Below are 12,641 nucleotides of genomic sequence, written 5' to 3'. Positions count from 1 at the left end.
TACGACCGATTATACACCTTTGTTAAGATAAAACGCAGGTACAGCGTGGCTGCGCTATCTGTATAATTGTTGCCCAAAAACCCCTTTAATATTATTTATTAACTTTGTACCTGCAAAGCATAGCTTTATATCCTCTGTAATGACTGAAAATCCGAACCGCGAAAACGTTGTGTCTTATTATGATGAGCACGTCAAAAACAAGCTTAATGATTACATAGTAGTGAACCCTCGTATTGAGTTTGGGTGGGAAACTATTAAGCGTTTTACGCCTTCAGCACCGGTCCGCATTTTGGAAGTAGGTTGTGGTATGGGCAATATATGTTCGCGGATGCGTAAATACTGGCCCGATGCCGTTATTACTGGAATTGATATCAGCACAATGTCTATTCAGATTGCTCAAAAGCTTTTTGGTGACAGCAAGCTCAATTTTAAGGAAAGCATCCTTACCCCCGATACCTTTAATGAGCAGTTTGATCTGATTGTTTTTATGGATGTGTATGAACATATAGCTGTTACAGACAGGCCTGCTGTTCATGCCGCACTGGCAAAAATATTACGCAATAAAGGCCGTATTATTTTAACAGTCCCTACACCGGCTAACCTAAAATGGTCATTAGTTAATAAGCCTGAAACCATGCAGCCTGTTGATGAGCATATATCTTTTGAGGTTATTGGTAAATTGGCTGCAGATACCGGTACCGAAGTGATCCTGTATGAACTCAAAAACGTGTGGAACGTAGGCGATTATGCACACATCGTATTGGAAAAAAATGACGATTTCGAAGCCGCGTTCTTTCATCCAAAACCGGTAACCGCGTCACAACGCAGCCGAAGGATCTTTAATAAGGCGGTGTATAAAATGGGCAGTTTCTTCCGCCGGTATTATGTCCGTAAAAAGTTAGGTTGAAATGAGCCAGGCGTATAATTTATGCATCATAAAGCCCAATAAGTCTGCTTTTTCCGAGACCTTTATACAAGCGCATATTGATGGCCTGGCTGGTAATAAAAAAGTTTTATACGGCGGCGCCTTTCCTGTATTTGATCATGAAGGCAAAACCCTGATCCGCTCAAAACTGGGCCTGCTAAGTTATCTCATCCAAAAAAGAATCTTTAAGAGGAAAAATATTAAGGTACGTACCTGTGCCTTGTATAAATATTTAAAAGAGCATAAAATAGATGCTGTATTTGCTGAATATGGCATGGTTGGTGCATCTGTTACTGAAGCCTGTAAATTAGCCGGAGTTCCCCTGATTATTCATTTTCATGGAGCCGATGTTTATCATCGCGATACAGTTGCTGAGTATGCCGAACTTTACCAGGATGCATTTAAGTACGCGAGTGCCTTTATTGCTGTATCGATAGATATGGCTGCTACTTTGAAAGAAATGGGCGCTCCTGCCGATAAAGTGTTTACCGCTTCATGCGGAGTGGATACTGCTGCTTTCCCTTTACTTGATACATCAGCCTCCGCTAAAGATTTTTTATTCGTAGGGCGTTTTGTTGAAAAGAAATCTCCTCAATCCTTAGTTAAGGCCTTTAAAATTTTACAGGAAAAACACCCCGATGCCAGGCTGTGGATGGTTGGGGGCGGACCGCTGTTTGATGAAACCCGGGAGCTGATTGCCGACCTTGGGCTTAATGAGCAGGTTACGCTTACCGGGGTATTAAAGCCTGAAGAAATACGCACGTTAATGAAAACCATGCGGGCATTTGTACAACACTCGGTTACAGCGGCCAATGGCGACAAAGAAGGTACACCGGTTACCGTGCTCGAAGCATCATCATCAGGTTTGCCGGTAATTTCAACCCGCCATTCGGGAATTAAGGAAGCTGTTATTGATGGCGAGACTGGCTTTTTGGTTGATGAATACAATATAACCGGAATGGCCGAAAGAATGAGCACCCTTGCAGAATCGGTTGAATTATCCGTGCAAATGGGTAAAGCGGCGCGGAACCACATGATTAATAATTATGATATTCATATGCGCATCGCTTTGCTTGATCATATTATCCAAAGTAGTATAAGCAACAATAAAATTAAATGAATCTTTTACAAAAGCAGGGATTTTTTAACAGCCTCATATTGTATGCGGGAGTTGCTTTAGGTTTTTTTAACCTTATCATTCTTTTTCAGCGTATCCTTATCACAGAAGAGATCGGTTTTTTTATTTTAATGGGAACCATATCGCTGCTTTATGCACAGTTTGCAGGGTTAGGTATTGGTAATATCATTCTTAAATATTTCCCTTACTATCGCAGCGACGATAAAAAACATAGCGGTTTCGCATCTTTTGTAACTGTTTGGAGCCTGATAGGTTTTGCGATCTTCACGGTGCTTTTTGTGGTTTTTAAGGATTTTATTATTAGTTACTATAAGAATAAGAATGGAGCTCCGTTACTGATCAGGTATTTCTATTACCTTATTCCGTTGTCATTTTTTACGCTGGTATTTTCTGTTCTGGAAAACCTGGCGCTTACGGTATTTAAAAATGTGCTTTCATCCTTTTTGCGCGAAGTAGGATTACGTTTGTTCACAACTGCGGGCGTTTTGCTCATAGCTATTAAGCTGGTTGATTACCATGTTTTTTTGATGATATATATAGCAGCTAACCTGGTGGCTGTATTGGTGTTGCTTGCTTATATTAGAAAAGGCCGGCACTTTAAGTTTTCGACTGTTGGTGCTCAGCTGCTGAGCGAAAGAAAAACGTTTTTTAGTTATGGCGTTTTTACGGTATTAAGTGGCAGCTCCTTTGTAATGATCCAGAACCTTGATACCCTGATGCTGAGCATGCTTACCAAAGAGTCATTTAGTTATGTAGGTATTTACGGTACGTTTTTCGCCATTGCGGTAGTGATAAGTTTACCGGCAAAGGCATTGAGCCGCACCTCACTGCAGATCATAGCCCAGTCATGGGTTACCAATGATCTGGCAAAGATTGGTAAAATTTATTACAAGACATCAGTAGTACAAATGCTTATCGGCTGCCTGCTTTTCATAGGCTTGGTTATTAACAGGTCGTTTATTATAATGTTGTTACATAAACCTGAGTACGCCAATTATTTTAATGTATTTATTATAGTGGGCGTTGCCTTTCTGGTTGATATGACAGGAGGGTTAAATGGCTATATCATGAATGTATCTAAGTATTACAAGCTCACCACTGTTTTTATTGTTTCGGGGGTGGTTTTTTGTGTACTGTCAAATTTGGTTCTGATACCTATGTTAGGCATGATGGGAGCCGCCTTGTCATACCTGATCACCATGTTTGTACTAAACTTTGCTTATTGGTTGTTTGTTAAAATTAAGTTTAACCTGCAGCCTCTTGCAATGGCGCACGTTTATATATTACTGATTTTTACGGTTTGCCTGCTTATCGGGCTTTATCTTCCGTCGTTAAAGAATGTATTCGCAGATATGATTTACAGATCGGTTATCGTGGGCGTAGTTTATATGTTTTTGGCATATATTTTAAAAATTTCAGAAGATATTAATATAGTATTTGATCGCATCCTGAAAAAGGTATGAGTTAAGTTGTATTAATTGCTATAGTATTCCAGGCCTTTATAAAGTTTTATTGCCATCCGTTCACAATATTATTGCCGTTTATGTTATTTGCCGGGCTGCATTTACCCTTTATGATTAATTAAATAAAACCGTTAGTGCCGCAGGCCGCCCCCTTCATCAGGCCTTTATTCAATGTGCTTCCTGTAAATTGGGCTATTAATAATTCATGTTTTTTCACATCATGCACTCAACCGGTACGGCTTTGCCCTCTCCTTTAAAAGGTAAAAACTTGTGATAGCTTCAATGGCAGTAAAGCATAGTTTGAAATTTTTTGATAATGTGAACATTATAATTAATTGTACCGTAGAAGAGCTTAGGATACCGTTGTAATATAACGTTATTGATAAACCTGAATTAACAATAAAATAATTAATTAACATAACTGATTGGGTCAACTCAGCGCTGGTTGGCGTTGAAACCGTTTCGTTAATGATTAAAATATTTTGAAAATTTAGTAATATGAAAGATAATTATTATCATTATCCGTTAATTTAAACTATGCGCCCTAAACCTGCACCTCTATATAAAATAGTATTATGGTCAATGTTTTGCCTGTCTTTTCTCCCGTTCGCTGGGTTTGGCCGGGCATTTGAAACCCCATTGCCTGTTAACGTGGAGCCGCGGTCTGTTGAACCAAGGTTTACTCCATACCATATTATGGTCGCCCCCCTGCAGGCAATTACCATTTGCTCCGCTGCTGCGGCTGTACTTAACGGCGATATAAAAAACCCTGTGCCCGACAGTTATCTATGGCAAATAAATAACAACGGAAACTGGGTAAATGCACCGTCGGCAAATACTCAAAAAGATTATATCACATCTTCGTTAACAAATACATCTGCTTCAAGTATTGTATACAGCCTGCGCCGCAAGATCTCTACCGCCGGCGTAGTGGATTATGATTCTTATTATGATGTTACCGTAAGGCCGATAGCAGCAGTCAATAACAATACAATAGTAGCGCCAGCTGTTACCCAATTTTGTTCAACAGGCAATCCGGCGGCTATTACGGGTAGTGTGCCCGGAGGGGGCGATGGAACTTTTTCATATCAATGGCAATCATCCACAGATAACGCAACATTTAATGATATTTCGGGTGCTGTATCGAAAAACTATGACCCGCCGGTGCTAAACAATGATACTTATTATCGCCGTATGGTTTCTTCCGGGGCATGTACAACTCCGGCGCTTAGTAATGTGGTGCTCATTAAGGTTTCAACACCACCACCTCCTCCATCGCCTGCAGCGTCAACGATAACCATTTGCCAGGGAACCCCGGCTACATTGACGGTTGCCTCGCCGCAGGCCGGATTTACATACAACTGGTATGATTCGTCGGCTAAAACCACGGTGCTTGCTACAGGTACGTCATACACTACTCCTGTATTAAACGCAGGCAAAAGTTATTATGTTGAGGCATCTAATAGCACCTGCAGCAGTCCTTTAACAACAATACAGGTAACTGTTTCGCCATTACCGGCGGTACCGCAATTTACGCAAAGCACTATTAGCGTTTGCTCCGGCTCCACAACGACAATTACCATACAAAACGCGCAAAGTGGTGTTGTTTATAACTGGTACGGCGGCGCCACCGAAGCTAACATTTTACATACAGGGACCAGTTATACAATCAGCAACGTAACAGCAGCAACAACCTATTATGTACAGGCTGTCAACGCTGCAGGGTGCGGTTCCTCGGCCCGGGGAACAGTTAGCATAGCTATCATTCCGTTGCCGGTGGTTACAGTAAGCAGTTCGGGAACATCTGTTTGCCCGGGTACCAGTGCTACATTAACCGCTTCAGCATCAGGCGGGGCAGTTATTTCATGGTATGATGCGCCGACCGGCGGAAACCTGCTTGCCCAGGGCAACACCTATGTTACGGCTAACTTAACATCGGCAAAACATTATTACCTGGAAGCAACCAACAGCACTGGGTGTAACAGCGGCGGAAGAGTCACAGTGCAGGTACAGATGACCAAGCCGCTTGATGCACCCGTGGTAACTGTTGGCGAAGTTACGTCATCGAGCGTAGCCTTTGAGTGGAGCGCGATAAGCGGCGCTACCAGTTACCTGGTAAGTACCAACAATGGTTTAACCTATACAGTGCCAAGTTCGGGCAGTAACGGTTTAACGCATAAAGTGGGAGGCCTTGGCCTAAACGAGTCTGTTACCATCACAGTGAAGGCTTTGGGAGCATCGTCATGTACGCTTAGCGGGGCATCGGCCGCGGTTACTGCCGCCACCATCGATAATAACAATGTAATATATGTAGCCAACAACTTTACCCCCAATGGCGACGGAAATAACGACATTATTTATGCACATGGAAAAAATATAAAAACACTTTCCTTTTATGTGTATGATCAATGGGGACAATTGGTTTTTACATCAACTGATGTTAACAAAGGATGGGATGGTTATTATAAAGGCTCATTGATGCCTGTAGGGGTATATGTATACTATTTAAAAGCTACAATGAATAACGGGGCGCAATTGAATAAAAAAGGAACAATTACGCTATTAAGATGAAGAAACTACTACTCATTATTACGATAGCGCTGCAGTTTGCAGTTGCAGGAAAGGTGAAGGCGCAGGTTGATCCGCATTTTTCACAATACTACGCTTACCCGCTTTGGCTTAACCCGGCGCTTACAGGCGTTTTTGACGGCGACACACGCTTATCTGCCAACTACAGGGACCAGTGGGCAAACATCAGCAATGGCTACCGCACAGCAGGGGTATCTGCCGATTTTAAACCAACCGATAAAGTGGGCTTAGGCCTTAATATACTTGATCAAAAAGCAGGCACTGCCGGGTATAATTACTTTACAGCTTATGGTTCATTTGGTTATGGCATAACCCTGTCGGGCGATGGTAATCAGCGGCTGCATTTCGGCTTGCAGGCGGGAGTTATCAGCCGTAATTTTGATCCGGGTAAACTCCAGTCTGACAACCAGTACGATCCGAACAGCGGCTTCGACCCTACCTTGCCCAATTTCGAAAATTTTGGCTATTCGTCAAAAACGGTATTTGATGCAGGCGCAGGTATCTATTATTACAATGCCGACCCGATGAATAAAGCCAATTTGTTTGGCGGACTTAGTATTAACCATATCAATGATGTAACAGACCCTTTTGCCGCGGGCGGTATTGCCAGTAAATTGCCTATGCGGTTTACAGCACATGGCGGTGTGCGTATAAAAGCGTCTGATTTTTTTGACCTGATCCCAAACGCAGTTTACGTTAAACAAGGCAAAGGTGAGATCAAAGCGTTCGGATTATATTCTGAACTTAAGTTTGCCAATGATAACGGACTGGTACTCGGTGGTATGGTCCGCTTACAGGATGCTGCAATTGCCAATGTTGGTTACCATATACGCAGGATGGTGATTGGTGCCAGTTATGATTTTAATACTTCAGGGCTTCGCGCGGTTACATCAGGCCGCGGCGGTTTTGAACTATCAATAAGCTATATATTTAGTCGCTACACTGATTCCCCGGCCCCAATTTGCCCAAGGATATAATATGAAAAAACTATTACCCTATTTCTTACTATTGTTTTTTCCGTTGGTTTCATTTGGACAGGCGAAAAACTACAGGGCACTGGCCGATACTGCCTTTAACAGGCATGAGTACTATACTGCCGCCTATTATTACAAGCATATTGCCGATGGTACAACCGATGAGCCCAAAAGCAGTGTGCCGCGTTCATCAGCAGTAAAAAGAATCAGTTCAAAAAAGGCTGAGACTAATCAATACATCATTTATCGCCTGGCCGAATCATATCGTCTGTATAAAGACTATACTGATGCTACTATATGGTATGCCCAATTGGCTAAGGAAGCACCAGCTGGCCAATATCCGTTAATACCGCTTTGGTACGGCATCTGCCTGCAGGCAAACGGGAAGTATAATGAAGCATTGGTCCAGTTAAAGCATTTTGCAGGCAACGCTCCCGATCCGCAGTATGCCGCTCTCGCTAAAAAAGAAATAATCTCGTGCGAATATGCCTTGAAGCAATTGGAACACCCACGCGCCGTTGATGTATCAGCTTTGGTGTTTTTAAATAAAGACCAGGGAGACTACGCCCTTACCGTTAACCTGGGCAGGTATTGGTTTACCTCATCGCGCCTGGTTGATAAGGATAAGTTTTATACCAACAGGGTTTACAGTTCGGCCATCCTTGATTCAACTAAAGCGCTTGCCACAAACTTTAAGGCGTTTGATAAAGAAGGACAAATTGAATACGCTACACCTGCGCTTGATGGTACCGGCACCAGGATGTACCTTACCCGCTGGTATAAAAAGAACGGGAAAACAGTATCTGCCATTTATTTTAGTCAACTGGTAAGCAGTGTATGGCAGCAGCCGGTAAGGCTGAATAATACTGTTAATGCTGAAGGCTATAATTCCAAGCACCCTTTTGTTAGCGCTGATGGCCGGCGATTGTTTTTCTCATCAGACAGGCCCGGCGGCGAAGGCGGCGACGATATTTGGGAAAGTAACCTTGATGATGCCGGGCAACCGAAAACTGTAAGTAACCTGGGCGATGCAGTAAACACAGCATATGATGAACAGTCGCCATATTATGACCAGGCGGATAAAGTGTTGTTTTTTAGCTCGAATGGTTTTACCGGTATGGGCGGCTTTGATGTTTACCGCAGCGAAGGAGATTTTGGTCGTTGGTCAGTCCCGGTTAATTTAGGTTACCCGGTTAACTCATCTAAAGACGACTTGTACTATAGCCTTGATCCAACCAATCCAAATAAATTTTACCTGAGTTCGGCACGCGGCTCTGACTGCTGCTTAAGCCTTTTTACCGGGCAGTATAAGTTTTTATATATCAGTGGCCGTGTAATTGATTGCCGCACTAACGGTGGTATGGCAGGGGCAAGGGTAATCCTTAAAGATCCCGATGTGAAAATGGGTTTGGCCGTTAAGGTAACCGATGCCAAAGGCGATTATGTTTTCCAGGTAAAGGAAAAACTGCCCAGGTATAAGCTGGAGATTTCACAAAAGGGGTACTTTACCAAAGTTATTCCTGCACCGATAGTAAAGCCGGGTATTGATACGCTCATTAACCCCGAAATTTGCCTGCAGAATTATAAGATCAATGTTCAGATAACTATTGAGAATATTTATTTTGATTTTGGTAACGCCCATCTCCGGTCCGAATCATTTGATACGCTGGATAAACTGGTTGCCATCATGAACGATAACCCTAAAATTAAGATCGAGCTTGGCTCGCATACCGATGGGATAGGCACTGACGCAGCGAACATGAAGTTGTCGCAGGCCCGGGCCGAGGCTTGTGTTGATTACCTGTTACTGCAAGGCATTAAGTCTGCACGTATTACAGCCCGCGGCTATGGCAAAAGAATGCCCATCGCCCCAAACAAATTACCAAATGGCAAAGATAACCCCGAGGGCAGGCAACTTAACCGTCGTACCACATTTACGGTAAAATCGGCAGAATAAAAACAAATTGTTTTATTTGTTTGCAATCGGAAGGTTATGGTATAATTTTGCCTTGCAAATTAAATGCCCCCGCTTAATGCAAGGCGTTTAAATTGCAATACCTGATCTGCTGAAATCATACCATGCAAAATCTTGCCCCGATAGCTCTTTTTGTTTATAACCGGCCCGACCATACCCGCCGTACCATCAGTTATTTGCAGCAAAATTTGCTGGCCGATGAGTCGCGCCTGCACATTTTTTGCGATGCAGCCAAAACCGATGCCGATAAGCCAAAGGTTGAACAGGTGAGGCAACTGGTAAAAGATGTAAGCGGTTTTAAATCGGTAAAAATTATTTTGCGTAATCATAATCTCGGTCTGGCCGAATCCATCGTCAGCGGGGTAACACAGTTGGTGTATGAATATGGCAAAGTGATTGTTTTTGAAGACGATCTGTTATCTTCGCCATATACCTTGCAGTATTTTAATGACGCATTAACAAAATATGCAAACCAGGAACAGGTAATGCATATCGGCGCCTATATGTACAATCTGCATGACAAGAAACTGCCCGAAACATTCTTTTATCGTGCAGCCACCAGCTGGGGCTGGGCAACCTGGGCCCGCGCCTGGAAAAACTTTGAACCCGATGTTGATAAGCTGATTGCTCAGTTTGATACGCTGAAAATAGCCCGCTTTTCGATAGAAGGCAAAATGAATTTCTGGAAGCAGATAGAGCAGTTTAAGGCCGGTAAAAATAATTCATGGGCCATTCGCTGGTATGCCTCTATTTTTTTGAAAAACGGGTTGACACTGAACCCGTCGCAGTCGCTTATTCAAAATATAGGCCATGATGGTACTGGCGTACACTCCAATAAAGAGGATATGTACCATGTGCAAATGGGACGCAAACAGGTAACGCAATTTCCCGACACCATAGAGGAGAATGAAGAGGCTTATAAGGCGATCAAAAATTTCCTGGCAAACAGAAAGGGTACCTTGTTGCAGCGGATCAGAAGGTTCATGAAGCAGCAGATGGGGCGATAAGCTATTTGGGGCGTTTATAACGAAAAAGTAGAGATGCGCGTGATGCGCCTCTGCGAGGAAATAATCAATTTGAACTTCCCGTTTAAACCGGGAAGCAGAATTTCCCCATTAACACCGCCGGGTTCGTTCCGATCCTGATCGGCTCACCGCATAAGGCTTCATTACCTAATAAAGCAAATAATATAGCTTCTTTGGCATCGGGGTTGATCCCCAGTAAACTGCTATCTTCTATTGTCGCTTGGGGCAATAGTTTTTTTAATTCCCCAATAACAAATGGATTTCGCGCCCCGCCGCCGCTGGTAAAAATTTTAACATGATCCCCTGTGATATTTTCCTTAACAAAACCGGCTATGGATGCCGCGGTGAAGGCGCTTAGGGTACAAATAAGGTCTTCACCACTAATTTGCCCGGTACCTGACCGTTGCTGAGCTTCAGCAATCATGGCAAGGTTGAACAGTTCTGGTCCGGTGGTTTTAGGGGCTTTTTCACCAAAAAATGGATGGGAGAGGAGCGCCGTTAATAGATCATCATTTACCTGCCCTCTGTAAGCTATAGCTGAATCCTCATCAAAAGGCTTATCAAAATATTTTCGGCAGGCAGCATCGATGAGTGTATTGCCGGGGCCAATATCTGTGCAGAGCACGCGGTTAAAATCACCATCGCCGGGAAGCCAGGTTAAATTAGCAATGCCTCCTATGTTTAACAGCACCCGGTTTTGGCTGGTTTTATTGCCCAATAATACATCACCATATAAAGCCAGCGGAGCGCCCTCTCCCCCGGCAGCAATATGCTTTTGTCTGAAATCGCTGATGGTTAATATGCCGGTTTTTACGGCTATATGGTCGCCGTCGCCAATTTGCAGAGTGGCGTTAGAGTAGTTTTTATGCTGATGTAAACGCTGGGGGGCATGGTAAATAGTTTGACCATGACTGGCGATAAAATCAACCTCCTGTGGGTCGACGTTCCATTGACCAAGTGCTTGCAATATCAGTTTGGCGTGATAGCTGCCGATATAAGCGTTAAGTAAAGTTACCTTTTCCAGATCTGCATTACGCTGGGCAAATACCTGCTGAACTTGCAGCTTAAAGTCATCTGGATAGGGGATTGTGATAAATTGTACCAGCTCAAAATGAGTGCTTAAACCATTACCAGTAAATTTGCACAGGGCAATGTCGAGCCCATCCAATGAGGTGCCAGACATTAGGCCGACACCCATTTTTGATGGTTTTTGAGCGATGCTAAACAGGTGCTGCAGGTTATGGTTCAATGCTATCATGGGCTTAAATTACTATTTGTACGGCAACCCGCAAAAGTTGGGGCAATGCATTTAATATTTTAGTGACGATGACTTGTTGTTAAAATAGCTAACGAAATAAGATGATGATATTGGCAAACTATTAGTATTTAATGATAGTTGTCTTATGGCCTGATGCCGGTTAAACGGGGCAGGTGTCATCAGCACCTGATTTTGTCAATAACAGGTGCAAACGTTTGGATGTGTTAATTGCTCGAAAATATCAGTTTAGAGTAACCCGTGACTGTATTTAAATTGTTGATTATTAATGTTTTGTATTTTAAAGGTTTGAAATGTGTTAACCCGTGTTAACCCCATTTAGATGGGTTGACACTACCGCAAAAGTTAAAATAATAACGGCACTATGTAAATATCTGATATATTTGTTTACAACAACTAACCTCATTTTCATTTCCTAAGATTCATGGCACGATTAAATTTATTGGAAGAGACACGTTACGAGAAGTTACCGGTAAGCGTATACAACAACCAGCAGGAAGCCTCGGTAGCGGTAGCGAACCGGATAGCAGATCTGATCCGCGCGAAACAAGCTAAAGGCGAAAAAGCGGTATTAGGGCTTGCCACCGGTGTAACCCCGATAGGGGTTTATGCCGAACTGGTAAGGCAGCACAAAGAAGCAGGCTTGAGCTTTAAGAATGTGATCACTTTCAACCTGGATGAGTACTACCCCATGAAGCCCACAGCAGCACAAAGCTATGTAACCTTCATGTACGAAAACCTTTTCAGCCATATTGATATAGATAAAGCCAATGTGCACATCCCGGATGGTACACTGGATAAAGAAGCCGTAGCAGGCTACTGCCTGGCTTACGAAAAGCAGATAGAAGAACTTGGCGGATTAGACCTTCAGATCCTGGGTATCGGTCGTACAGGTCACATCGGCTTCAACGAGCCGGGTTCTGCACCAAACTCAGGAACCAGGATGGTAACGCTTGACGACCTGACCAGGAGTGATGCTTCAAGGGATTTTGGTGGTAAGGCGAATGTGCCAACCAAAGCCATTACCATGGGGATCGGTACCATCTTCAAAGCCAGGGAAATCATCCTGATGGCCTGGAACAAGAAGAAAGCTCCAATCATTAAGAAAGCGGTAGAAGGAGAGATCTCGGGCGAAGTACCTGCAACCTACCTGCAACTATCACAACATGTAGAGTTTGTACTGGATGCAGATGCTGCATCAGAACTGACCAGGTTTGATACCCCGTGGCTGGTAAAAGATTGCGTGTGGGATAACCAGTTAAAGAAAAAGGCTGTG

General features: G+C 43.3%; 9 protein-coding genes. 8 read left to right on the top strand and 1 reads right to left on the bottom strand.

Translation table 11 applies throughout. The features are described 5' to 3' along the window. Positions 1–139 precede the first annotated feature (139 nt). The 7 genes from BLS28_RS28155 to BLS28_RS28125 all read left to right on the top strand — a co-directional run bounded on the left by BLS28_RS28155 (position 140) and on the right by BLS28_RS28125 (position 10,071). Positions 140–907, top strand: a complete 768-nt coding sequence (locus tag BLS28_RS28155) for a class I SAM-dependent methyltransferase (protein ID WP_091175636.1) — start codon at positions 140–142, stop codon at positions 905–907. 1 nt (position 908) lies between these two features. Continuing rightward, positions 909–2,045: a glycosyltransferase gene (locus BLS28_RS28150; RefSeq protein ID WP_091175633.1), complete on the top strand. Its 1,137-nt coding sequence runs from the start codon at positions 909–911 to the stop codon at positions 2,043–2,045. Further along, complete coding sequence (locus tag BLS28_RS28145) at positions 2,042–3,526, top strand: oligosaccharide flippase family protein (RefSeq protein ID WP_091175631.1); 1,485 nt, start codon at positions 2,042–2,044, stop codon at positions 3,524–3,526. The genes BLS28_RS28150 and BLS28_RS28145 overlap by 4 nt, the downstream gene beginning before the upstream one ends. 537 nt (positions 3,527–4,063) lie before the next feature. Then, entirely contained in the window at positions 4,064–6,097 is a 2,034-nt protein-coding gene (locus tag BLS28_RS28140) for a T9SS type B sorting domain-containing protein (protein ID WP_091175628.1), read from the top strand. Further along, entirely contained in the window at positions 6,094–7,092 is a 999-nt protein-coding gene (locus tag BLS28_RS28135) for a PorP/SprF family type IX secretion system membrane protein (RefSeq protein WP_091175626.1), read from the top strand. Before BLS28_RS28140 ends, BLS28_RS28135 begins: the two co-directional genes overlap by 4 nt. Position 7,093: 1 nt before the next feature. Next, positions 7,094–9,046, top strand: coding sequence for an OmpA family protein (locus BLS28_RS28130; protein WP_091175623.1), 1,953 nt, complete (start codon positions 7,094–7,096; stop codon positions 9,044–9,046). 122 nt (positions 9,047–9,168) lie between these two features. Next, complete coding sequence (locus tag BLS28_RS28125) at positions 9,169–10,071, top strand: glycosyltransferase family A protein (RefSeq protein WP_091175620.1); 903 nt, start codon at positions 9,169–9,171, stop codon at positions 10,069–10,071. 82 nt (positions 10,072–10,153) lie between these two features. Here the strand turns inward: BLS28_RS28125 and BLS28_RS28120 are convergent, their stop codons facing one another. Then, positions 10,154–11,347 carry an anhydro-N-acetylmuramic acid kinase gene (locus tag BLS28_RS28120; RefSeq protein WP_256337565.1) on the bottom strand — a complete coding sequence of 398 codons (1,194 nt, stop codon included), beginning with the start codon at positions 11,345–11,347 and terminating at the stop codon, positions 10,154–10,156. Positions 11,348–11,789: 442 nt separating this feature from the next. On the opposite strand from BLS28_RS28120, the gene nagB reads away from it, so the two are divergent. Continuing rightward, the coding region (gene nagB / locus BLS28_RS28115; RefSeq protein WP_091175617.1) for a glucosamine-6-phosphate deaminase at positions 11,790–12,641 on the top strand (852 nt) is incomplete at its 3' end.

The organism is Mucilaginibacter gossypii, assembly GCF_900100945.1.
Lineage (GTDB): Bacteria > Bacteroidota > Bacteroidia > Sphingobacteriales > Sphingobacteriaceae > Mucilaginibacter > Mucilaginibacter gossypii.
The sequence above is the reverse complement of the archived record's forward strand: the minus strand, read 5'-3'. Positions and strand labels throughout refer to the sequence as shown.